Annotated in this window: 19 protein-coding genes and 1 pseudogene; 12 read left to right on the forward strand and 8 right to left on the reverse strand. The window is 70.3% G+C overall.

Annotation, left to right across the window (positions count from 1 at the left end; genetic code table 11):
- Positions 1–44: 44 nt before the first annotated feature.
- Positions 45–854, forward strand: a complete 810-nt coding sequence (locus tag ORI60_RS02160) for a helix-turn-helix domain-containing protein (RefSeq protein ID WP_266033379.1) — start codon at positions 45–47, stop codon at positions 852–854.
- Here the strand turns inward: ORI60_RS02160 and ORI60_RS02165 are convergent.
- From ORI60_RS02165 to ORI60_RS02185, 5 genes are all read right to left on the reverse strand, one after another.
- Positions 848–1,780, reverse strand: coding sequence for a glycoside hydrolase family 6 protein (locus ORI60_RS02165; RefSeq protein WP_266033382.1), 933 nt, complete (start codon positions 1,778–1,780; stop codon positions 848–850). The genes ORI60_RS02160 and ORI60_RS02165 overlap by 7 nt on opposite strands.
- A 521-nt stretch (positions 1,781–2,301) precedes the next feature.
- Positions 2,302–2,598 carry a hypothetical protein gene (locus ORI60_RS02170; RefSeq protein WP_266033385.1) on the reverse strand — a complete coding sequence of 99 codons (297 nt, stop codon included), beginning with the start codon at positions 2,596–2,598 and terminating at the stop codon, positions 2,302–2,304.
- Position 2,599: 1 nt separating this feature from the next.
- Positions 2,600–4,210 (reverse strand): glycerol-3-phosphate dehydrogenase/oxidase, encoded by a 1,611-nt coding sequence (locus ORI60_RS02175; protein ID WP_416234345.1) that lies wholly within the window; start codon positions 4,208–4,210, stop codon positions 2,600–2,602.
- A 26-nt stretch (positions 4,211–4,236) separates the two neighbouring features.
- The gene (glpK, locus tag ORI60_RS02180) at positions 4,237–5,754 is read right to left on the reverse strand and encodes a glycerol kinase GlpK (RefSeq protein ID WP_266033388.1); all 1,518 of its coding nucleotides are present in this window, start codon (positions 5,752–5,754) and stop codon (positions 4,237–4,239) included.
- 31 nt (positions 5,755–5,785) lie between these two features.
- On the reverse strand, positions 5,786–6,556 hold the full coding sequence (locus ORI60_RS02185; RefSeq protein WP_266033392.1) for an MIP/aquaporin family protein: 771 nt from the start codon (positions 6,554–6,556) through the stop codon (positions 5,786–5,788).
- Between the two features lie 243 nt (positions 6,557–6,799).
- Here ORI60_RS02185 and ORI60_RS02190 point away from each other — a divergent pair, with 243 nt between their 5' ends.
- On the forward strand, positions 6,800–7,564 hold the full coding sequence (locus ORI60_RS02190) for an IclR family transcriptional regulator (protein WP_266033395.1): 765 nt from the start codon (positions 6,800–6,802) through the stop codon (positions 7,562–7,564).
- Positions 7,565–7,589: 25 nt separating this feature from the next.
- A pseudogene (gene glpK, locus ORI60_RS02195) lies at positions 7,590–9,080 on the forward strand (glycerol kinase GlpK); the annotation flags it as partial.
- A gap of 12 nt (positions 9,081–9,092) precedes the next feature.
- On the opposite strand, the gene ORI60_RS02200 reads toward glpK (ORI60_RS02195), so the two are convergent.
- Entirely contained in the window at positions 9,093–10,469 is a 1,377-nt protein-coding gene (locus ORI60_RS02200) for an aminopeptidase P family protein (protein ID WP_266033927.1), read from the reverse strand.
- 174 nt (positions 10,470–10,643) lie between these two features.
- Here ORI60_RS02200 and ORI60_RS02205 point away from each other — a divergent pair, with 174 nt between their 5' ends.
- The 3 genes from ORI60_RS02205 to ORI60_RS02215 are packed head-to-tail and all read left to right on the forward strand — an operon-like array spanning position 10,644 to position 13,037.
- Entirely contained in the window at positions 10,644–11,174 is a 531-nt protein-coding gene (locus ORI60_RS02205) for a hypothetical protein (RefSeq protein WP_266033398.1), read from the forward strand.
- 3 nt (positions 11,175–11,177) lie between these two features.
- Positions 11,178–12,071: a hypothetical protein gene (locus ORI60_RS02210; RefSeq protein WP_266033401.1), complete on the forward strand. Its 894-nt coding sequence runs from the start codon at positions 11,178–11,180 to the stop codon at positions 12,069–12,071.
- Positions 12,072–12,092: 21 nt separating this feature from the next.
- Positions 12,093–13,037, forward strand: a complete 945-nt coding sequence (locus ORI60_RS02215; RefSeq protein ID WP_266033403.1) for a LysR family transcriptional regulator — start codon at positions 12,093–12,095, stop codon at positions 13,035–13,037.
- On the opposite strand, the gene ORI60_RS02220 is transcribed toward ORI60_RS02215, so the two are convergent.
- A complete protein-coding gene (locus ORI60_RS02220; protein ID WP_266033406.1) occupies positions 13,026–14,366 on the reverse strand; it encodes a collagenase in 1,341 nt (446 codons plus the stop codon). The two genes, ORI60_RS02215 and ORI60_RS02220, sit on opposite strands and share 12 nt — an antisense overlap.
- A 114-nt stretch (positions 14,367–14,480) precedes the next feature.
- Complete coding sequence (locus ORI60_RS02225) at positions 14,481–16,058, reverse strand: MFS transporter (RefSeq protein ID WP_266033407.1); 1,578 nt, start codon at positions 16,056–16,058, stop codon at positions 14,481–14,483.
- A gap of 380 nt (positions 16,059–16,438) precedes the next feature.
- Between ORI60_RS02225 and ORI60_RS02230 the strand changes: the two genes are divergently transcribed.
- From ORI60_RS02230 to ORI60_RS02255, 6 genes are all read left to right on the forward strand, one after another.
- Positions 16,439–17,200, forward strand: coding sequence for an ESX secretion-associated protein EspG (locus ORI60_RS02230; RefSeq protein WP_266033408.1), 762 nt, complete (start codon positions 16,439–16,441; stop codon positions 17,198–17,200).
- Between the two features lie 422 nt (positions 17,201–17,622).
- The gene (locus tag ORI60_RS02235) at positions 17,623–18,003 is read left to right on the forward strand and encodes a hypothetical protein (protein ID WP_266033409.1); all 381 of its coding nucleotides are present in this window, start codon (positions 17,623–17,625) and stop codon (positions 18,001–18,003) included.
- A gap of 43 nt (positions 18,004–18,046) precedes the next feature.
- Entirely contained in the window at positions 18,047–19,711 is a 1,665-nt protein-coding gene (locus tag ORI60_RS02240; RefSeq protein WP_266033410.1) for a PPE domain-containing protein, read from the forward strand.
- Entirely contained in the window at positions 19,708–20,463 is a 756-nt protein-coding gene (locus tag ORI60_RS02245; protein ID WP_266033411.1) for an ESX secretion-associated protein EspG, read from the forward strand. The genes ORI60_RS02240 and ORI60_RS02245 overlap by 4 nt, the downstream gene beginning before the upstream one ends.
- Positions 20,464–20,516: 53 nt before the next feature.
- Positions 20,517–21,035 carry a YbaB/EbfC family nucleoid-associated protein gene (locus tag ORI60_RS02250; protein WP_266033413.1) on the forward strand — a complete coding sequence of 173 codons (519 nt, stop codon included), beginning with the start codon at positions 20,517–20,519 and terminating at the stop codon, positions 21,033–21,035.
- Between the two features lie 9 nt (positions 21,036–21,044).
- The gene (locus ORI60_RS02255; protein ID WP_266033414.1) at positions 21,045–22,934 is read left to right on the forward strand and encodes a hypothetical protein; all 1,890 of its coding nucleotides are present in this window, start codon (positions 21,045–21,047) and stop codon (positions 22,932–22,934) included.
- The last annotated feature ends 65 nt before the right edge of the window (positions 22,935–22,999 follow it).

Raw genomic sequence — 22,999 nt, forward strand, 5'->3', positions numbered from 1 at the left:
CGAGCCCGTACCATGGAGTAATTCCAACCCATACGTTCGAAGTCGTGACAGTGACGACTTCCACGGCGTACAGCAGGGATCTGGGCGACGAACTGCGCCGGCTCCGGCAGAGGTTCACCGGCCTGAGGGGCCGCGCGATGGCGCTGCAGCTCGGCTGGGACCCGAGCAAGGTCTCCAACCTCGAGCACGGCAAGATCCGGGGCAGCGACATCGACCTCGCGCAGTACATCACGGTCTGCGGCAAGGACGTCGACTACTTCGAGGACTTCCTCCGCCGCTACCACAACGCCTTCGACCAGTACCTCGCGCAGGTGCCGGACAACACCCGCACCCTCGCGATGACGGAGGCGATGGCCACCGGCATCACGGCCTACGACGTCCTGACCGTGAACAGCCTCCTGCAGACGCCCGCCTACGCGCGTGCCCTGCAGGCCGCCACCGGCCAGGCCGTCGAGGACCTGGACAGGCAGGCGGTCCTGCGCCGCCCCAACGGCCCCAGGTGCGTCTTCTACCTGCACGAGCTGGCGCTGCGCATGCGGCTCGGCACCAAGCAGGTCATGGAGGAGCAGTACGTGTGGCTGCTCGCGAACTCCTCGATCATCCGCGTCGTGCCGCAAGGGGCGGCCACGGCGGTGTTCCAGCCGGCCTGCACGCTGTTCGAGTTCGAGAAGGCTCCGCCGCTCGTCCACGCGGAATCCGGCCTGGCCAAGGTCTTCGCCCAGGGCGAGGCCGCCGTGGAGCGCGGCCGCAGGCTCTTCGACCTGCTCGACGAGATCGCCCTGGACGAGCACCAGACGCGGCGCAAGCTCGCGGAGTACCGCGGGCCCACGCCGCTGCGATCCCTGGCTCAGTAGCCGTGCACGAGGTCGAACGCGAGCTGCGGGTCGAACTTGCCCGCGTCGACGCCCGGCGCCTTGCCGCACCGCCCGTCCGAGTCGCCGGGAACCTTGACCCACAACAACATCTCCGCGCCGCCACCGGTGCGGGCGGGCGTGCCGAGCTTGCGGCCACCGGGGTTGCACCACTCACCGTTGTGACCGTTGCCGTTGCGGCTGGTGTCGATCACGTACGGCTTGGTGTAGCCGGGCAGCGCACCGCTGACCGAGTTGCCGTATGCCGTCGAGGCCGCCGTGGTGTGGTAGTTCGACACGTTGATCGAGAAGCCGCGCACGTTGCGCACACCGGCGGAGTCCAGGCGGGTGGCCATGGTCGCGGCCGGCACCCACTGCGCGTTGCCCGCGTCTAGGTAGGCCCACGTGTTGGGCGCCTTGGCCTTGAACTGCTCGGTGGCGTACTTGATCATCGCAGTCCGCTCGGCGACCTTGCCGCCGTCCATGCACCCGAAGTCCGCCAGCGAGTCCGGCTCGATCACCACGACGGCCGGCCGAGTCCCGATCGCCGAGGCGAAGGAGGAGATCCAGGCCCGATAGGCCTCAGGCGTCCCCGCGCCGCCACCGGAGTGGCCACCGCACGCGTCGCGGCCGGGGATGTTGTACGCGACCAGCACGGGCAGCTTGGTGCCGGTCTTGTTCACGTAACCGCTGACAGCGGTCTTGATGTCCCCGCTCCAGGCACCGAACCAGCGGGCGATCGGCTTGGTGGAGATGTTCGCCTTGATCGCGGCCTGGCGGCCGTCGCTCGCGTGGTCGCGCACCCACACGGCGGGGTTGGAGTCGGGGTCGACGTAGAAGCCGTCGGTCAGGCTGACGGGGCTGGCGGCGTGCGCGGCCGGGGCCGTGACGACGACGGCCAGCAGGGCCAGCGCGAGTGCTCTGATCATGGCCTCGACCCTCGCTCAGGCCGCCTAAGGGGCGGTAAGTCGAGGTTGAAACGGCAGGTGGTGGCAGACGTGTGGGGCGGCTTACGTGTGGGGACGGACGTCTTGGGGCGGTAGACGTCTGGGGGCGGCAGACAGCAGCCGCTGCCAGGGCGCAGCCCGGCCCGGCAGCCAAAAGGCCGCACGCCGCCAGGATCCCCGCCTGCAGCCGACCGGCCGGGATCACGGGGGTGCGGCATCACTGCGGCGGCATCACGGCCCGCAGCCGCCCCGCAGTCATGCGCGATCAACCCGGCCTTCGACCGCAGCCAACACACCACAGTCACAGCGCCAGGAGCTCAGACCTCACCCGCAGCCCGACACACCACGATCACAGCATCGGCAGCCCGGCCCGCAACCCACAGTCGCAGCGCCCACGCCCCAACCCTCGACCGCAGCCACGGCACGAGCAACCCACCCCGCAACCGCACCAACACACCGCAATCACAGCGCGACCACCCCCAGCCGCGCCCAGCAATCCCCAGCTACGGAGCCAGCAGCCCGGCCTGCAACGGCAGCAGCGGCGCGGCCACCCGAACCAGCGGCCCGCTCCGCACCACTCCCCCACCCGGCCCGTCGAACGGCGCGGCCGGGTCCAGCGAGTCGGGCAGGCGGGCCCACACGGCCCACCGCTCGTCCCAGGCCTGGATCACGTCGAGGTGCCCGCCGGGGAGGAACCGGGCCAGGTGCACCCCTGCGACCTGCCCGGTGTTCCCCAGCAGCGGGAGCAGCCGGAAGCCGCCTTCCCGCCGCAACCTCTCGATCAGCTCCGCGCTGTCCATCTCATCTCGCCGCCAGCTCCGTGTCAGCCCGATAGGTCTCCACCGCTGCATCACGTTCAGCCGAGGACCACCCGAGCGGGCCGGCGATCAGGTCGGCTACCTCGCCCGCGACCGACGCACCGAAGTCCAGGTGTTCCATCGCGATCCGGGTCCGCCGGGCGAGCACGTCCTCCAGGCCCAGCGCGCCCTCGTGCGTCACGGCGTACACGATCTCCGCCGCCAGGTAGCCCGCCACGGGCGAGGCCAGCGACGAGTCCTGCGCGATCAGCGCCAGCACGTCGGACACGGCCGAGCCGTAGCGGCGCAGCAGACGCTCCACAGTGGACGTGGGCAGGCCGGACTCCGCAGCGACCCGAGTCCGGTCCGCCCACAGCTCTTGGAAACCGACGGCGCCGCACAACGGCAGCCGCGCGGTCAGGGAAGGTGCCACGCCGCGGCCCAGTCCGGCGACGGCCGCGTTCACGACGTCCGCGGCCATCACGCGGTAGGTCGTGTACTTGCCGCCCGCGATCACGAAGAAGCCCGGCTCGGGCTCGGCGACGGCGTGCTCGCGGGAGAGCTTCGAGGTGTCGCTCGACGCGCCGGCGAGCAACGGCCGCAGGCCCGCGTACGTGCCGACGACGTCGTCCACCGTCAGAGGCGACCGGAGCACGGCGTTGACGTGGTCGAGGATGTAGGTGACGTCGTCGGCCGTGGCGGACACGGCCTCGGGCGCACCGGAGTACGGCGTGTCCGTGGTGCCGATGATCCAGTAGGCGCCCCAGGGGATCACGAACAGCACCGACTTCTCGGTCTGCGTGATCAGGCCGCCGTCGAGCTGGATCTTCGACCGCTCCACCAGCACGTGCACGCCCTTGGACATCCGCACCTGGAACGGCGGCGTGCCGGGCGACATCGAGTTCAGCGAGTCGGTCCACACCCCGGTGGCGCTGATGACGCGCCGGGCCCGCACGACGTGCGTCACGCCGGAGAGCTCGTCGCGCACCGAGGCGCCGGAGACCCGGCCCTCGGAACGCAGCAGCGACGTGACCCTGGCGCGGGACACCACCGTCGCGCCGTGCTGAGCGGCCGTGCGCACCAGTGTCGTCACGAGTCGCGCGTCGTCCATCTGCGCGTCGTAGTAGCGGATGGCGCCCGCGAAGGCGGAGGTGTTCACCGACGGCCCGACCGAGGCCATCTTGCGGCGGGAGAGGTGCCGGTGCATCGGCACGGCCCCGGCGCCGCCGATCGAGTCGTAGAGCATCACGCCCGCGCCGACGTAGGCGCGTTCCCACTGCTTCTTCAGCGGGAAGAGGAACGGCACCGGCCGCACCAGGTGCGGTGCGAGCCGGCGCAGCAACAGGCCGCGTTCCTTCAGAGCTTCCCGGACCAGCTTGAACTCCAGCTGCTCCAGGTACCGCAGCCCGCCGTGGACGAGCTTGCTGGACCGGCTCGACGTGCCCGCCGCCCAGTCGTCGGCCTCGACCAGGGCGACGGAGAGGCCGCGTGACGCCGCGTCGAGCGCAGCGCCCGCGCCGACCACCCCACCTCCGACGACGAGGACGTCGAACTCCGTGCTGCCCAGCGCTTCGAGCGATCGGGCACGGCGAGCCGGATCCAGCCTTGCGAACAACTTCTTCAGCTCCCTAAAGAAAGAAGTCAGCGAACGTCGGCGTCGACCCAGTCGAACGACTTGGTGACGGCCTTCTTCCAGTTGCGGTACTCGCGCTCGCGCTCGTCGGAGTCGAGCTCCGGCGTCCAGCGCTTGTCCTCGGCCCAGTTGGCGCGCAGCTCGTCGAGCCCGGACCAGTAGCCGACGGCCAGACCGGCGGCGTACGCGGCACCGAGAGCGGTCGTCTCGGCGACGACGGGACGCACGACCGGCACGTCCAGGACGTCCGCCTGGAACTGCATCAGCAGCTCGTTGGCGACCATGCCGCCGTCGACCTTCAGCTCGGTCAGCGGCACACCGGAGTCGGCGTTCATCGCGTCCAGCACCTCGCGGGTCTGGAACGCCGTCGCCTCCAGCACGGCCCGCGCCAGGTGACCCTTGTTGACGAACCGGGTCAGGCCGACGACGGCGCCGCGGGCGTCCGCTCGCCAGTACGGCGCGAACAGACCGGAGAACGCCGGCACGAAGTACGCGCCACCGTTGTCGTCCACCGTCCTGGCCAGCGTCTCGATCTCGGGGGCCGAGCCGATGATGCCGAGGTTGTCGCGCAGCCACTGCACCAGCGAGCCGGTGACCGCGATCGACCCCTCGAGGGCGTAGACGGGAGCCTCGTCGCCGATCTTGTAGCAGACGGTCGTCAGCAGACCGTTCTTCGAGGCGACCTTCTCGGTACCGGTGTTGAGCAACATGAAGTTGCCGGTGCCGTAGGTGTTCTTCGCGGTGCCGGGCTCGTAGCAGACCTGGCCGAACGTCGCCGCCTGCTGGTCGCCGAGGATGCCCGCGATCGGCACGCCCTTGAGCACGCCGCCGGGGCCGCCGGTGCCGTAGACCTCGGAGGAGGAGCGGATCTCGGGCAGCATGGACAGCGGGATGCCCATGTCGGCGGCGATCTCCGCGTCCCACTGCAGCGTGTCGAGGTCCATCAGCATGGTCCGCGACGCGTTGGTGACGTCCGTGGCGTGCACACCGCCGTTGGGGCCGCCGGTGAGGTTCCACAGCGTCCACGTGTCGGTGTTGCCGAACAGCAGGTCACCGGCCTCGGCGCGCTCGCGGGCACCCTCGACGTTGTCGAGGATCCAGCGGATCTTGGGGCCGGAGAAGTAGGTGGCCAGCGGCAGGCCGACCTTCGCCTTGTAGCGGTCGGCACCGCCGCCGAGTGCGCCGAGCTCCTCGACGATCGCCTGGGTGCGGGTGTCCTGCCAGACGATCGCGTTGTAGACCGGCTCGCCGGTGTTCTTGTCCCACACCACCGCGGTCTCGCGCTGGTTGGTGATGCCCACGGCGGCGAGGTCACCGGTGTTCAGGTCGGCCGTGGACAGTGCCTGGCCGATCACGAACCGGGTGTTCTCGGAGATCTCCACCGGGTTGTGCTCGACCCAGCCTGCCCGCGGGAAGATCTGTTCGTGCTCCTTCTGGCCCACGGCAACGATGGAGCCGCTGTGGTCGAAGATGATCGCCCGCGTGCTGGTCGTGCCCTGGTCGACGGCGAGAACGTACTGCGACATCGATAAGTCCTTTCCGGAGAGTCAGAACACGTCAGAACGCGAGCGAGGCGACGACACCGGCGAGCGCGCCGCCGATGATCGGCCCCACGACCGGCACCCAGGAGTAGCTCCAGTCGGAGTCCTTCTTGCCGACAGCCTCGATTTTGGGGCCATCGCCGCTCGTGCCCTTGTAGGACAGCGGAAGCAGCGCGTGCGCGATGCGCGGGCCGAGGTCGCGGGCGGGGTTGATCGCGTAGCCGGTGGGACCACCGAGAGAGGCACCGATGCCGACGACGAGCATGGCCACTGCCAGCGGGCCGAGCTGGGTCGGCGTCTTGCCGAGCGCGAGCACCACGAAGACCAGGACGAACGTGCCGATGATCTCGCACACCAGGTTCCAGGTGTAGCTGCGGATCGCCGGGCCGGTGGAGAAGACCGCGAGCTTGAGGCCCTCGTCGGGCGTCTCGTCGAAGTGCGGCTTGTACGCGAGCCACGCGAACACGGCACCGAGGAACGCGCCCAGCATCTCACCGGCGAAGTAGACGAGCGTCGAGCCCACGCCGACCGGCACACCGGGTGCGAACTCGTCCGCGCCACTGGTGAGGATGCCGATCGTCACGGCGGGGTTGAGGTGCGCGCCCGACTTGTAAGCGATGTAGACACCGGCGAACACACCGAGGCCCCAACCGAAGTTGATCAACAGCCAGCCGCCGTCGAAGCCCTTCGACTTGGCGAGCAGCACGTTGGCCACCACACCCGCACCCAGCAACAACAAGATGCCCGTACCGAGCACCTCGCTGAGGAACACTGTCCCGAGACCCACGCTGGCCTCCCATTCGTCCTTGAACGGCTGATCACCCCGTGGTGATTGAGGCGGAACGTAATGAGCCACGTCACGCCTGCTCAACAGGCACGTTTCGACAATGTCGACACCTGGCACCCACGAACGTGTGACCGACCGGTCACGCTGCGCGCAGACAAGGCGTTTCGGGCCTGTTTCCAGGGGTGACGGCTGCCCTAGCTGTTCGACATTGCCGACACGGGTCGTCTCAATTACGTTTCTCGCGTGCCGGGACCCATCCAGTCGATCGAACGCGCCGCAGCCGTGCTGCGGCTTCTGGCGCGTGGCTCCGGCCACCACGGTCTCACGGAGATAGCCGACTCGCTCGGTCTCGCGCGGGGCACCGCGCACGGGATTCTCCGCACGTTGCAACGGGTCGAGTTCGTCGAGCAGGACCACACGACCGGGCGGTACCGGCTCGGTGCCGCGCTGCTGCACCTGGGAACGTCCTACCTCGACGCGAACGAGCTGCGTTCTCGATCGATCAACTGGGCCGACACTCTCGCCGCGCGGTCCGGCCAGGAGGTGCGGATCGGCATGCACCACGACGGCGCCGTCCTCGTCGTGCACCACGTGTTCCGTCCCGATGACTCTGTGCAAACACTCGGCATCGGCGCGATGCTGCCGTTGCACGCCACGGCGCTCGGCAAGGTGCTGCTCGCCTACGACCCGGACCTGTCGGCGGCCGCACGCCGGCGGGAGCTCACGTCGCTGACGCGCAGGACGATCACGCGCACCCAGATGCTGGAGCGCGTGCTGACCGAGGTGCGCGGGCAGGGCTGGGCCGGCGAGGCCGAGGAGTACATGCCGGGTGAGGCGAGCATCGCCGCCCCGATCCGGATCCCCGGCGGCCTGGTGATCGGTGCGATCGGGATCTCGGGCGCCGCGGACCGCCTGTGCGACTCGGCGGGCCGTCCGCGTGCGACGCTGGTGCGCCAGGTCGTGCAGGCCGCCGAGTCGGTCACCACTTCGCTCGTCGACGAGAACTGAAGGGCTCGCCGTGCAACGGTTCGTAATGGCGATCGACCAGGGCACGACGTCGACGCGCTGCATCGTGTTCGACCAGAACGCCCGCCTCGTCGCGGTCGCGCAGCGCGAACACCGGCAGTACCACCCGCGGCCGGGGTGGGTCGAGCAGGACGCCGTGGAGATCTGGCGCAACGTCGACCGGATCGTGCCGCAGGCGTTGCGGCAGGCGGGGATCACGGCCGAGCAGGTCGTCGCGATGGGCATCACGAACCAGCGCGAGACGTTCGTGCTGTGGGACCGGCACACGGGCGTCCCGATCGGACGCGCGATCGTCTGGGAGGACATCCGGACCGAGGACCTCGTCGCCGAGCTCGGGAAGAAGCAGGGCATCGAGGAGGTCCGCGACCGCTGCGGCCTGCCGCTCGCGACGTACTTCTCGGCGCCGTCGCTGCGGTGGATGCTCGACAACGTGGCCGGGCTGCGCGCGAAGGCCGAGCGCGGCGACGTCCTGTTCGGCACCATGGACACCTGGCTGATCTGGAACCTCACCGGGGGCGTCAGCGGTGGCCTGCACGTCACGGACGTGACCAACGCGTCGCGGACGATGCTGATGAACCTCTCGACGCGCCAATGGGATCCGATGCTGCTGGAGTTCTTCGGCGTGCCGTCCTCGATGCTGCCGGAGATCCGCCCGTCGACCGAGATCAGCGGTGTCACGACCCGCGTGGTGCCGGGCATCTCGATCACCGCCGCGCTGGGCGACCAGCACGCGGCGCTGTTCGGGCAGACCTGCTTCGAGAAGGGGTCGATCAAGGGCACCTACGGCACCGGCGGGTTCCTGCTGATGAACACCGGCACCGAGCTGGTGCGGTCGAAGCACGGGCTGCTGACGACGATCGGCTACCAGATCGGCGGCGAACCGGCGTACGCGCTGGAGGGGTCGATCGCCGTGGCCGGGTCGCTGGTGCAGTGGTTCCGCGACAACCTCGGGCTGATCCACAGCGCGCCGGAGATCGAGACCCTGGCGCGCACGGTGAAGGACAACGGCGGCTGCTACATCGTGCCGGCGTTCTCGGGGCTCTTCGCGCCGCACTGGCTCTCGCAGGCGCGCGGGCTCGTCGTCGGGCTGACGTCGTACATCAACAAGGGCCACCTGGCGCGGGCCGTGCTGGAGGCGACGGGCTGGCAGACGCGCGAGGTGGTCGACGCGATGAACGCCGATCTCGGGGTGCCGACGCCGGTGTTGAAGGTGGACGGCGGGATGACCGCCGACCACCTCCTGATGCAGTTCCTCGCGGACGTGCTGGACATCCCGGTGATGCGGCCGCTGGTGGCGGAGACCGTGTCGCTGGGTGCCGCGTACGCCGCCGGTCTGGCCGCGGGGTACTGGCCGGACCTGGAGGGCTTGCGGAGGAACTGGCACCTGGCCGCGCGGTGGAACCCGGCGATGGACGCCCGGCACCGCGAGGACGAGTACGCGAACTGGAAGCGGGCCGTGGAACTCACGTTCGCGTGGGCCCGCTCCACTCCGTCCAGTTAGGACTCCGGCTCAGGACCGCTGCTTGCGAACCCACGCGGCGACGTCGTCGGTCTCGATCGGCAGCGCGTCGGACAGGACGTCCGCGCCGGTCGACGTGACGACCAGGTCGTCCTCGATGCGCACGCCGATGCCGCGCAGCTCCGGCGGCAGCGTCTCGTCGTTGGGGTGGAAGTACAGGCCGGGCTCGACCGTGAGCGCCATGCCGCGTTCCAGGATGCCCTGCTGGTAGGTCTCCTGACGGGCGTCGGCGCAGTCGTGCACGTCGAGGCCGAGGAAGTGCCCGGTGCCGCAGACGATGTAGCGGCGGTGGTGCTGGCCGGACGGGTCGAGCGCCTTGTCGACGCTGACCGGCAGCAGGCCCCAGTCGTGCAGGCCCTCGGCGAGCACGCGCATCGCGGTGTGGTGGAACGCGCTGTAGTCGTTGCCCGGCCGCACTTCCGCGAGCGCGGCGACGTGCGACTTGAGCACGAGGTCGTACACCTGGCGCTGCGGTGCGCTGAACTCGCCGCTGACCGGGAACGTGCGGGTGACGTCGGCGGTGTAGAGGGAGTTCATCTCGACGCCCGCGTCGAGCAGCAGCAGGTCGGTGTCGTTCACGCGGCCGTCGCAGCGCGTCCAGTGCAGGACCGGGGCGTGCGGGCCGGCGGCGACGATCGAGGTGTAGCCGGGGCCCTTGCCCTCGGTGCGGGCGCGGCGGTCGAACGTGCCCTGCAGCCAGCGCTCTCCCCCGCCGCGCACGGCCTGGCCGAGCTCCATGGCGACGTCGGCGAAGCCCTTGACCGACGCGTCGACGGCCTGGCGGAGCTGGTCGACCTCCCAGTCGTCCTTGATCCGGCGCAGCTCGGCGAGCACGGTGCGCAGCTCGTCGCTGTGCGAGCCGGTCAGCGCGTCGAGCAGCGGGTCGACGCCCTTGGCGACGAGCGTCTCCGGGTGGCGGCCGCGCAGGGCGTTCGCGAGGTCCTCCAGCGGCCGGGCCGTGATGCCGAGCGCCTCGCCCCACTCCTTCGGGCCGGCGGCGGCGCCGATCCAGAACGGGCTGCGGTCGGCGTCGCCGAAGAAGTCGACGCTGTGGGTCTCGCTCGGGACCGGCACGAACAGCGTGGCGTCGTCGCCGGTCATCACCAGCACGGCGCCCTCGACCTGGCAGCCGGTCAGCCACACGAAGTCGCTGTCGGCGCGGAACTCGTGGAACGTGTCGTTGGACCGGACGTGCGCGCGCCCGGCGGCCAGCGCGATCCGCTTGCCGGGCAGCGCCGCGGCGAGCCGGGCGCGATGAGCCGCGGCCGCCTCCGCCGTGCCCTGCGGCAGGTCGACGGAGCTGTCCCACTCACCCCAGCCGTCGCGGATGTACGTGCGGAAACCGTCCGCGTCCACCAGTTTCGCCATGTCGCGGCGTGTCCGAGCCAATTCAGGTCCTTCCGGAGTAGTCCTCCGCCCCACCCTTCCCGCACTCCGAGGGGTCTCGCCAATCCCAGATGGCCATAGCTTCACGCTATGGAAACCGGGAAGATGTATCCACCGGTCGGCCGCAGTGCTCTTCCTACTGGAGGAGGCATCGCCATGAACCCTCTGACCCCCATCTGTCTCCTGGTCGCCGCCGCGCTCACCGCCTGCGGTCAACCGCCACCGCCGCGCGCTCCGCAGCCGGAGGTCACGCCCACGTCGACCACCGCGGCCACGACCAGCACCGGCGTCGTCGCGCCCACGACCACGAGCACCACCGTCCTCGTCGTGCCCACGACCAGGACGAACGCACCTCCGAAACCCCCTCGCACCACCACGACGACGAAACCGCCGCCACCACCGCCGAAACCCCCGGACCGCTGGGTGCTACCGGCCGGCCTGCGCGGGTCCATCGAGCAGCAGGACGAGCAGTTCTTCCCCGAGAGCTGGGGCCGGATCCAGGGGCAGGTGGCCGAGGCGTGCCCCGGCCAGGTGCTGTGCGTGGGGCACGCGCTGGTCGTCGACCCGGCCAGCGGGCTCACGGAAGACTGCTTCGTCGTCCCCGGCGGCATCTCGGTGCCCGATCCCCTGCACGAGGGCGGCACTATCACGTTCCGGGTCACCAACGACCTGTGCTCCGGGGGCTGAGCCGTGCGCGCCGCCTCCCCACGGCCGAAGGACGAGGCGCCGTCGCGGGCGTTGCGGGTCTTCGGTTCCATCCTCGCGCCGACCACCGTGCTGACCGCGCTGCTGTTCTTCTTCGGCACCCGGCACGCGTTGTTCTTCTGCGAGTGGTTCGGCGTGCACTACTCGGTGCTGGGCCTGACCGCGTCGGACTACCTGATCCGCAGCGCGGACGGCATGTTCGTCCCGCTGACCGTGCTGGCGGCCGCGGGCCTGGGCGTGCTCTGGGGCTACCGCTTCCTGCAGTCCGCGCTGACGCCGAGGACGTGGCGCGTCCTGACGCGGCGGGCCGTGCCGGTGCTGGTGTCGCTGGGCTCGGCGTTCGTGCTGGCGGGGCTCGCCGGTCTCGCGGCGCCCGGCCTGTTCCGCGCGGTGGCGGGCCTGCCGGGGGTGTTCGTGGCGCTGGGCGTGGTGTTGTTCCCCGTGGCGGAGCACCTGCACACGTCGCTGTCCGGCAGGCGGGCCACCGGCGTCGTGCCGGTGGTCCAGTGGACGCTGACCTTCGTGCTCGCGAGCATCGGCCTGTTCTGGGCGGTCAACGACTACTCGGCGGCGGTCGGCGAGGTCAGGGGGTACGAGTACGAGACCAAGCTCCGCACGATGCCGGAGACTGTCGTGTTCAGCACCAAGGACCTGGGGATCCGGGCGCCGGACGTCACCAGCACGCTGTGCACCGCGCCGGACTCGGCCTACCGGTTCCGCTACGACGGCCTGGTCCTCGTTCTGCAGTCGGGCGGCCAGAGCTTCCTGCTGCCGAAGGGCTGGAACAGGGGCGACGGCGTCGCCCTGGTGCTGCCGCGCTCGGGGGACGTGCGCCTGGAGTTCTCGCCGGTCGGCGCCCAGCGCGACCGCACCTGCTGACTCCGCGTATAGCCTCGCCCTATGGAACTGGAGATCCGGCATCTGCGGGCGATCTGTGCCATCGGTGACGCGGGCAGCCTGTCCAGGGCGGCCACGCAGCTCGGCATCTCCCAGCCGTCGCTCACCACCCTGCTCCAGCGGGTCGAGCGCATGGTCGGCGGCACGCTCTTCGACCGCGGCCGGTCCGGCACCGTTCCCACGCCGCTCGGCGCGCAGATGCTGCAACGGGCCAGGTTGCTGCTGGTCGAGCTGGAGGCGTTCGGCTCGGACACGGCGACGCGCGGCGGGCCCGTCCGGTTCGGGTCCGTGCACATGGAATGCGTCCCGGCGCTCTACTCGCGCCTGGAGAAGACGCTGGACGACATCACGCTCGTGGTCGACCCGTCCTCGACGGGCCTGGCGCTGGCGCTGGCGAACGGGCACCTCGACGCGGCGGTGATCGCGGTCGACGAGGACGGCGACCTGGGACTGCCCCGCGGGGTGGCGCAGCGGGTCGTCGTGCCCTGGGTACCGGTGTACATCGCCATACCCGCTGATCACAGGCTCGCGTCACAGGCCGAGGTGGAGCTCACCGACCTCGCCGGCGAGTCGTGGGTGGGACCGCCGGGCGCCGAGGACGGTTCGCTGACGGCACTGCGCGCGGCGTGCCGGGCGGTCGGGTTCGTGCCGCGGATCCGGTTCGAGATGCCGAGCGGCGCGGGCCGTCAGCTGATCGCGGCGGGCAAGGCGGTGCAACTGGTCGAGCCGACGTCGCAGGGTGGTCCCGGCGTGGCGGTGCGGCCGCTGGCGGGGGCGCCGATGCGGATGCGGCTGGTGTTCGCGTGGCGGCGGGAGCGGCTGACCTGGAGCCAGGCCAGCCGCGTGTTCGCCGAGGTGCTGGGCGCGTACTCGGATCAGGCGCTGGCCAGCCCGGTGTTCCGGCCCTGGTGGGAGGAACGGGGCGCGGCCCTCACCTCAGCCGGCTGAGCCCAGCCACGTGTACCAGTCGGAGTCGTAGCGGGTGCCGATCACACGCGTCAGGTGGTCCCTGGCGCCCTCCCAGTCCCCCACGCGGTAGTCCGCCAGCACCTCCGCGACGTCGGCCGGGTGCTGCTCCACGAGGTACCTGACGGCCAGGTAACCCCAGTTGTAGACCCGCTTGGCGTCGTGCTCGTAGGTCGTGTCGAACAGCGTGCTCAGCGCGTACGTCCGCTTCTTCGCCTCGGCCAGCGCGTCGTCGTAGGCCTCGCCCCGGTAGCTGTACGAGAGGTACTCGGCGAAGCCCTCGATCCACCACACCGTCGGCGTGGTCATGTTCTCCTCGAAGTCGCCGTGCAGGTCGAACCGGCCGTCGAGGTAGTGGGTGTACTCGTGGTTGAGGTTCCAGATCGCGAACGTCGGCAGCCAGTCGGCCTCGTGCGCGATGAACCGCGCCTGGTTCAGCGCCGGGTCGCCCTCGAGGTACATGCCGCCGTTGTTGGTGGAGATGTCGAACAGCACCCCGGCGTACGTCCGGTAGTCGTTGCTGGTGTTGAAGACGACGACTTCGAGCGAGGTGTTGCCGTCCCCGGCGACAGGACCGGGATCGCGCACCACGCGGTGGAAAACGGCGTCCTGACCGGCCAGTGACGCGCAGGTCTGGCGCAGCTGCGTCCGGGTGAGCTGCTGGGCGCGGATCTTCAGCGTGGCGCTGCAGGTGTGCCTGACGGTGAGGACGCGGCGGTCGATCCGGGCGCGGAAGTCGCACGTGCCGTACCGGCGGCAGTTCGCCTTGTCGTACCAGTCGACCATCTCCGCGACGCCCACCCACATCGGCGCGAGCCGGCCGACGACGTCACCGCGCGAAGCCAGGTCCGCGAGCAACGGGCGGACGCGCGGCGCGATGTCGTCGTGCTGCAGGAACCTGCCCAGTTCACGGGTCGCGTTCTGGACGAGGTACTGGCGGTCGGTGCCGAAGAGGTCGAGGTGTCCCACCACGAACCGGTGCAGCGCCCGCAGGACCTCCGGCTCGGCGCGCACCGCCGCGAGGAACTCCGGCTGGGCGTGGCCGTGGTAGAGCAGGAGCATTCCGGCGTGCACGGCCGCGTCATCTGCACTGGTGTAGGTGTCGAGCACGCGGGTCAGCGCGCGCAGTTCGGCCGGGTAGTCGGCGACGGCGGCGGTGTGGACGGCCGAGTCGGGCGCGGCGTGCAGGACGGTCCTGGCGACCGCGGGTGGCAGCAGCGGGCTGTTCGGTGTGCCGGGAACGGCGGCCTGGGCCGTGACGGGGGCGAGCATCCCGGCCAGCAGGGCCAGGACCAGGGCGAGTGGTCTCATCGGGGTGTCCTCCGCAGGGTTCGAGGTGTCCCCGAGCGTCACACCGGCCGCGGCCTCGCGATCATCCCTTCCGCACATAGCGCGCTGCTATGGAAAGCGTTCACGGCAACCGGCCTAGTCCGGCTTCACCGGTTCGGCGAACAGCAGGTGCCGCACGTGCGCGGGTCCCTTCGCCAGCGCACGCGCCGTGTCCTGGTTCTGCTGGTCCACGACGGTGCCGCGTTCGACGTGCTGGCGCAGGTGCTCCTGCCACGTCGCCACGGTGAAGGTCTCCAGGAACGTCTCGGGCTGCTCGGTGTCGCGGAACAACCCCCACATCGTCGCTCCGGTGCGCCTGCGGGCCCTGCCGACGCGCTGCATGGCGTCGATGAACGCGGCCTCGTTCTCGGGCGCCACCGGCCACTCCACCGTGACCAGCACCGGGCCGGCTCCGGTGTCGGTGATCTCCGGCGGCTCCTCCCAGTACGTGGCCGGGCTGACGTCGAGCGGCCTGTCGTTCAACGGCAGCCACCTGGTCGCCGCGAGCGCCAGCACGACCATCGCCACCGCGGGCACGATCATGGCCGTCTTGAGGCTGTACGCGTCCGCGATGGCGCCCCACACGACGGCGCCCAGAGCCTGCCCGCCCATGAGGATCAGCTGGTAGTAGGCCAGCGCCCGCGCCCTCGTCCACGCGGGCAGCAGGACCTGGGCGGTGGCGTTGAACGTCGAGAGGGTGGCGATCCAGCAGGCCCCCGTCAGCAGCATCGCCACGATCACCAGCGCGAAGCTCCGCGTCAGCACCGCGGTGCTCGTCGCCCCCGCGTAGACGACCGTCGCGAGCAGCACCATCCGGTTCTTGCTCATGCGCTGCACCAGCTTCGGCACCACGAACGCGCCGGCGATCGCCCCCGCCCCGACGCTGCCGAGCAGCACGCCGTACCCGCTCGCGTCGAGGCGCAACGGGCCGCGCGCGATCGCCGGCAGCAGCGCCCACAACCCGCTGCCGAACACGATGAACAACGTCAGCCGCGTGAGCACGCGCCGGAACAGCGGTGAACTGGCCACGTACCGCGCGCCCGTCCGCATCGCGGTCGTGATGTGCTCCGCGCCGAGCGGACGGTGGTCCGACGGCCTCTTCCACCGCGCGAGCACGACCAGCACGCCGAGGAAGCTCACGGTGTTGAACGCGAACGTCGCCTCCGGCCCCGCCAGCGCGATCAGCAGTCCGCCGAGCGCGGGGCCGATCGCGCGGCCGACGTTCATGTTGACGCCGTTGAGCAGCGCGGCCTGCGGGATCTCCTCGCGCGGCACCAGTTCCGGCTGGATCGCCTGGAACGACGGCATCGACAGCGCCTGCCCGATCGCCATCAGCGCGAGCAGCCCGAGCAGGCTCGCCGGTGTCGCCCTGCCGGTGCCCGCGAGCAGCATCAGCCCGCCCGCGCCCACCAGCATCAGCACCTGACCGGAGATCAGCACCAGGCGCCGGTCGAGGATGTCGCCGAGCGCCCCGGACGGCACCACGAGCAGGAACACCGGCAACGTCGTGGCGGTCTGGACGAGCGCGACCTGCAGGGCGCTGCCGCCCAGGTCCCCCATGAGCCACTGGGCGCCGACGGTCTGCGCCCACGTACCGATGTTGGAGGCGAACTGGGCGAGCCACAGCGCGCGGAACGCGTTGCGGCGCAGGGGTGCCCACGAGGAGACCGTCACCAGCCGATCTTCACATCCGCGGGTGTGCGTCGCCGAACGTCCGGACCGTTGGTTTCAGTAAACACTGAAGTCACCGAGGCAATCACGCTTCTCCATGCTAAGTGATTTGGGTCACACTCGTCGGCCGATCCGGGCCTCGTGGACGTGTGAACGGGCGGTGCGCCCCCGTCCTGTTCACGTCCTGAAAGCGCTCTCGGAACCTGGGGAAACAAGCGCTCCCGCGGTCGGCGCCTGCCCGGAAACTGCCCGATTCCCCGGACCTCGACGGATTGTGAACATTCGTCTCAACCGGGTACGTATTCGCCCGATGGTGAACGGTTGCCCCAATTCTGCTCGATACTGCGCGCAAAGCAGGCAGAGCAGAAAGGTTCCGAGCACTCGTGATCACGCCCAAGTACTTGCTGTCGACCCGCGAGTTCGAGGTGCTGTGGCAGACGCTGCGGCTCGGCAGAATGCCGTACCCGCTCGACGTGCCCAGCGAAGGAGCGACCGAGCAGGACGTCAAGGACCTGCAGGAGAGGACGATCGCCGGCCTGCGCCGGCGCGGCATCGCCGACGACGTGCGGCTGGAGGACCTGCTGCGGGTGCTCGGCGACCACGAGGTGTCCGTGGACGCCGTCGCCGGGCTCGACCGGACCGTGCGGGCACTGGCCGCCTCCAGCGGCGACCAGGCCGTTCTCGCGGTGATCGACGGCGAGAACGTCGGCCTCTCGGAGATCAGGGCCACCGCGCTCGCCCGCGAGATCGTGCGGGTGCTGCCCGAGGGCGTGGCGGGTCCCGGCAGCGCGCTGTCCGTGCGGCTGGAGACCCTGCAGCAGGCGGTCGCGCTCCAGGAGGCCGAGCAGGAGGAGGACTCCGAGGACCCGTGGGGCGCAGCCGACGAGGAGCTGGACGACCGCGAGGCGCTGCTCAAGGCCGGACTGTCCGCGCAGGACGCGCGGCAGATGGACGAGCTGGCGCAGAACCGGGTCGCGGGTGGCCAGTTCGGCGTCACGCACGGACGGCACCGCGCCGACGTGGTGATCAACTGGTTCGACACCCACCAGGGCCGCTACCTGATGGTGCGCTCCGACGGCTGGCTCAGCCTGTCCCCCACCGACAACGACCGGATCGCGACGCGGATCGACGCGGTGCTGGCCTGAAGGCGGACGTGGTGCGGCGCAGCGCACAACAATGATCCAAAACGGGCAAGACGGGCGTACTCTCCGGAGTGCGCCCGCGCTCTTGTGCCGGTACACCGATTCAGCCGATCCGGTGAACGCCGAACCAGCTGGTGACGTACCTCAAGAGAGCCCTAAATTCCCGTGAATCGCCTATGTGATTTGGGTCACATCCAGCCCAGGTCAAGGGCCGTTCCAGGGATGTGAACAGAGATCGGGAGCCCGAACGGGCAACACCCCGAGAGCGCTCCCACAACCAGGGCAAACGATCACGCCGTTACACGACGTTCACCTGTTAGTGGCCCGTTTCGGTCCAGGGCAACGCATTGTGAAGGCGGGTCTCAATTGGTAACTCGCGCACCACAAAGTGAGCATTGCGCCAAAAGACACCCGATACTGCCCGCATGTACATCGTCGGTGACAAAGACGCTGTCCCGCTCGGGGACACCGTCAGCTCGGGTCAGGTGCAGATCGACCCGGACGCGGGCGAGGAACTACGCAAGCAGTTCCAGGCCCAGATCGACCAGGTCGACTCCTGGATCGAACGTGCCAACACGAGCATCGCCCGCCCGGCGCCGCTCGGTGCGAACCCGGTCGGCGACAAGATGCGGGACAAGTTCACCCACCGCGCCGAGGGTGAGCAGTACTCGTTCGTCAGCGTCATGACCGCGTACCGCACGGTTCTGGAGCAGACGAAGAACTCCATCGTCGAGGCGATCGAGAACTTCACCAGGCTCGACGAGGAACAGCAGGCCGAACTGAAGAAGCACATGGGTAACAGCTGATCTCGTGGCCAGCTGATCCAACGGAGTGAGAGGCGAGCCGGTCATGCCCCCCGAGACCGACCCGAGCGAAGTCGAGAACGTCCCGGTCCTCACGGACCCGCAGAACTGGGCGTCCCGATCGCACCAAGAGCTGTACGCCGCGGTGCACAACAACAACGACCCCGGTCAGGCCGGCCAGATCAGCTCCGAGTGGAGCAAGTACGGCAACGAGCTGACCGAGGCCGCCAGGACCATCAACTCGGTGATCACCGCGTCCGAGTCGAAGTGGACGGGTGACGCTGCCGAGGCCGCCCGCGCCGCGATGAAGAAGCTCGGGGACTGGGTCGACGAGACCGCGCGCACGGCCGTCGAGGTCGGCACCAAGGTCGCCGACCAGGGCCGTGTCATGGAGACCGCCAGGGCGCAGATGCCCCAGCCCGTCCAGTTCGACTGGAACAAGGCCGCGGCCGCGCTCTCCCAGCCCGGCACGCCCGCCTTCGTGCTGGCCTCCGCCGACATCGCGATCGCCAACGCCGCGTCGCGCGCGGCGCACGACCAGGCGGTCGGCGTGATGACCGACATGGAGAACAACTCCCGCCAGATCGACTCGACGACGCCCGCCTTCAAGCCGCCGTTCAACCCGAGCACCGGCAGGGTCGAACAGCCGGTCATGGCGATGCCGCGCTCCGGCGCCGCCGTTCTCAACAACCAGGTGGACGGCCTCATGTCCACCCAGACGGCGAGCGCCGGCACGGCGACGGCCGCTCCGCTCGGCCAGCAGACCGGCACCGGCGCGGGCGGTGGCGGTGCCGGTGGCGCCGTCAGTGGTGTGAACCAGCCCGCCGCGGCCGCCTACTCGCCGACCGCGCCCGCCTACAACGCGCCCGCTGGTCCCGGTGGCGGTGCGGGCGGTGGCGCCGGTGGTGGCGCCGGCAGCGGCTACACCCCGCAGATGGGTGGCTACACCGGCAACACGAACACCAACACCGCCGCGGCCTACACGCCGACCGCTCCGAACTACAACGCTCCGGGCAGCACGTACACCAGCGGCAGCGGTGGTGGCGGCGGTAGCAGCTACACCCCGCAGATGGGTCCCGGCTACACGCCGCAGATGGGCCCCGGTGGCAAGACGAACACGGGTGGCGGCCAGAACATCCCGAAGGTCCCCGTCGTCGGCCGCGACATCGCGAACCCGAACTACACCCCGCAGAACATCAAGGGTGGTCCCGCTCCCTACTCGCCGACCGCGCCCGGTTACAACGGTCCCGGTGGCGCGGGCGGCGGTGCCGGTGGTGGCGGCGGTGGCGGTGCCGGTGGCGGCGCGGGCATGAAGGGCGGCCCCATGCCGTACACCCCGCAGATGGGTGCCGGTGGTGGCGGCGGTGGCGGTGGCGGCGGCGCGTTCGGCGGTGGCGCGGGCGGTACCGCCGGTGCCGGCGGCGGCGCGATGCAGTCCGGTGGCGCGGCCGGTGTCCAGGGCCAGGCGGGCCGTGGCGGCATGCCGATGGGCATGGGTCCCGGTGCCGCGGCGGCCGGTGCCGGCATGGGCGCGGGTGCGCCGATGGGTGGCGCTCCCGGAGCCGGTGGCCGTGGCGAGGAGGACAAGGAGCACCGTTCCGCCAGCTACATCATGGGCGGCGACCTGTTCGAGGTCCCCGGTGAGAACCTGCCCCCGTCGGTGATCGGTGCCGCGAAGGTGAAGAAGCAGAAGGGGACCGAGTCGTCTTGATCACGCCCGAGTTCCTGCTCTCACCGCGCGAGTTCGACGTGCTGTGGCACGACCTGCGGCTCGGCAGAGTGCCCTACCCGCTCGACGTGCCGACCGAGGGCGCGACCGAGCAGGAACGCCGCGTGCTCGTCACGGAGACGATGGACGACCTGAGGTCACGGGGTCTCGTGGACAACCAGCGCCTCGAGGACTTCCTGCGGCTGCTCGCCGACCACGAGGTGTCGGTGGACGCCGTCGCCGGTCTCGACCGCACGGTGCGGGCGCTCGCCGTCTCCAACGGCGAGCGCGCCGCGCTGGCGATCATCGACGGCGAGCGGGTCGGGCTGCTGGAGATCCGGGAGACCGGCATCGCCCGCGAGATCGTCAAGGTGCTGCCCGACGCCGTGCCCGGACCGGGCACGGCCGTGAACGTGCGGGTGCAGTCCCTCCAGGACGCCGTCGCGCTGCAGGAGGCCGAGGAGGCCAACGCGGACGACGACCTGTTCGGTGACGGCGGGGTGGACGACGAGGAGGCGCTGCAGCAGGCCGGTCTGTCCGCGCAGGACGCGAAGCAGTTCGGTGAGCTCGCCTCCAACCGCGTCGCGGGCGGCCAGTTCGGCGTCACCCAGGGCCGCCAGCGGTCGGGTGTCGTGATCAACTGGTTCGACACCCACCAGGGCCGTTACCTGATGGTCAACTCGGACGGCTGGCTGAGCCTCTCGCCGACCGACAACGACCGCATCGCCACCCGCATCGACGCCGTGCTCGCGTGAACTGACGCGTCACAGCCCGAACCGCAGTTGAACCGCCGCCGCCGGAGGACCGTGTGAACCCCGCGAACCCTTATCAGTGGGTCGAAGAGTACGAGGCCAAGCTGGCCGACCTGAAGCAGAAGTCGGAGGACCTCACGGAGAACTTCGCGGCGTCCTCCGCCACCGTGACGTCGAAGGACGGCGCGGTGACCGTGACGGTGGGTCCCAACGGCGGCCTGCAGAACCTGCAGCTGGGGCCTCGCGCGGTCGAGATGGGCGGCCCCCGGCTCACCGCGCTGATCCTGGAGACCGCGCGGGCGGCCCAGAAGCAGGCGGCCACCCAGGTCCTCGAGCTCTTCAAGCCGCTCGGCGAGGGCACCGAGGCCTACCAGATGGTGTCGGACTCGATCCCGGACGACGAGGTCGAAGAGGACGACGACCCGTACGACGAGATCGACGACGACGAGCCGGAACCTGCTCCGGCTCCCCCGGTCAACCGGCCGGTGGCCCCGCAGCCGCCCGCGCCGCCCGCGGCGGCCCGCGTCCGGCGCCCCGCGGACGACGACGAAGACGACGACAACCAGCCCTGGTAAGGAACAGCGATGACCGCGCCTCAGACTCCACTCCCGTCACCTCCCGGGATGAACATCACCGAGGAGAACAAGCTCAAGGGCTCGCTGTTCATCGAGGCCTACGGCAGCTTGATCGACGGCATCAGCAAGGACGCCGAGAGCGAGACCGAGAAGGCGCTGGACATCACGTTCAACGCCATCGGTGCCGCCTCGGCCACGGTGATGCTCGCGATCGACCCCCTCGGCAGCATCATCGGTGCCGGCGTCGGCTGGCTGATCGAGCACGTGTCGTTCCTGCGTGACGCACTGAACCAGCTGATGGGCAACCCGGAGGAGATCCAGGCCAACGTCGAGGCCAACAAGGCGCGCGCGGCCGAGCTGCGCGTGCTGGCCGAGGACCACAAGAGCGGCCTCGCGACGTTCGACGGCTGGACGGGCGCGTCGTCCGAGAAGTTCAAGGAGTCGATGGACGGCATGGTGCAGGAGCTCGACGAGCTCGCCCAAGCCGTCGAGACCAAGGCCAAGATCGTCGCGATCATGGGCATGCTGGTCACGGTGCTGCGGGACATCGTCCGCGACCTGATCGCCCAGCTCATCGGCTCGCTGATCGGTGGCGCGATCCTCGCGGCCGCCGCCATGATCCCGACCTTCGGCGCCTCGATCCCGATCTTCATCGGCTTCGCGGTAGGCAAGGCGGTCGCGCTGGGCGTGAACATCGCGTCCCGCGTGGCGCGCGTCGTCGCCGCCCTCGCACGCCAGATGAAGCGCATCGGCGACCTCGACGACATCATGAAGAAGGTCAGCAAGGGCTGGGAGCGCTTCGAGAACTCCGCTGACGTCGCCGAGATCGCCTACGAGGGCTACAAGGCGCAGGACGGCGTCAACAAGAAGATCGACGAGGCGATGGAGAACCGCGGCGGTGGCGGCGCTGGTGGTGGCGGCGGTGGCGGCGCCACCGACGGCAAGACCGCCGCGGACGCCACCGGCACCGCGACAGCGCAGATGGTGAACGCCCGTGTCGGCACGGTCCAGCAGGACGGGACCGTCCAGGCGACGCTCGCCAGCGCTCCCCTCAGGGCGACCGAGCAGGGCGAGCCGATGCAGGCCCTGCGGCGGACCGAAGCGGTGGCGGCCGAGCCGATGCAGGCCCTTCGCCGCACCGAAGCGGTGGCCGCCGAGCCGATGCAGGCGCTCCGGCGCACGGAAGCGGTCGAGCCGCTTCAGCCGGCCCACGCTCTCCGGGCGATGTCCGTGAGCGAGCCCGCACAGCCGATGCAGGCCCTCAGGGCGATGGACGCGGCCGAGCCCGTGCAGCCGTTCCAGCGAGCGGAAGCCGTGCGCGCCACCGAGCCCCTGCAGCCGTTCCAGCGGGCAGAGGCCGTGCACGCTACCGAGCCCGTGCAGGCGTTCCAGCGGACGGAAGCCGTGCGCGCCACCGAGCCCCTGCAGCCGTTCCAGCGGATGGAAGCCGTGCAGGCGACCGAGCCCGTACAGGCTTTCCAGCGGGCAGAGGCGGTCCAGGCTCCGACGGCGTTCTCCCGCGTGGAGGCTTCTGACTCCACGATGGTGTCGGGCGTCAGCATGACCTCGGGAACACCGGCCTATGAGGCCGTGCAGCCGATGCAGAGCCGTGAGATGTACATCAGCCCGGAGACGCCGTCCGAGCCGTTGCAGGCCTCGTCGGGTTACGAGCCGCTCGCGCGCACGCAGATGTCGCACGCGTACGACGCACTCGAGCCGTCGCAGCCGCGTGAGGTGTACGCGCGCGTCGACGCCGAGCCCGTCTACGAGAGCGTCAACCCGCTCATGGCCGGCGAGCCGCTGCAGGCGGCCACGGCTTACGAGACGGCCGGCGGTGCCGCGTCCGAGCCTCTGCGGCCGACCGTCGCGCACGAGCGTTCCGCCCGGCCGACAGAGTAAGTCCCAGCCAACAGCCGGGATCCCGCGATCCCGCCTTGTTCTGACGCAGTTCTGGAGAATCGCCG

Source organism: Lentzea sp. NEAU-D7 (genome assembly GCF_026242055.1).
GTDB lineage: Bacteria > Actinomycetota > Actinomycetes > Mycobacteriales > Pseudonocardiaceae > Lentzea.

Coding starts and splice junctions, on each gene's coding strand:
- ORI60_RS02240 (WP_266033410.1), top strand. CDS start 18,047: ATGCCCCCCGAGACCGACCCGAGCGAAGTCGAGAACGTCCCGGTCCTC.
- ORI60_RS02220 (WP_266033406.1), bottom strand. CDS start 14,366: ATGAGACCACTCGCCCTGGTCCTGGCCCTGCTGGCCGGGATGCTCGCC.
- ORI60_RS02235 (WP_266033409.1), top strand. CDS start 17,623: ATGTACATCGTCGGTGACAAAGACGCTGTCCCGCTCGGGGACACCGTC.
- glpK (WP_266033388.1), bottom strand. CDS start 5,754: ATGTCGCAGTACGTTCTCGCCGTCGACCAGGGCACGACCAGCACGCGG.
- ORI60_RS02255 (WP_266033414.1), top strand. CDS start 21,045: ATGACCGCGCCTCAGACTCCACTCCCGTCACCTCCCGGGATGAACATC.
- ORI60_RS02215 (WP_266033403.1), top strand. CDS start 12,093: ATGGAACTGGAGATCCGGCATCTGCGGGCGATCTGTGCCATCGGTGAC.
- ORI60_RS02165 (WP_266033382.1), bottom strand. CDS start 1,780: ATGATCAGAGCACTCGCGCTGGCCCTGCTGGCCGTCGTCGTCACGGCC.
- ORI60_RS02200 (WP_266033927.1), bottom strand. CDS start 10,469: ATGGCGAAACTGGTGGACGCGGACGGTTTCCGCACGTACATCCGCGAC.
- ORI60_RS02205 (WP_266033398.1), top strand. CDS start 10,644: ATGAACCCTCTGACCCCCATCTGTCTCCTGGTCGCCGCCGCGCTCACC.
- ORI60_RS02170 (WP_266033385.1), bottom strand. CDS start 2,598: ATGGACAGCGCGGAGCTGATCGAGAGGTTGCGGCGGGAAGGCGGCTTC.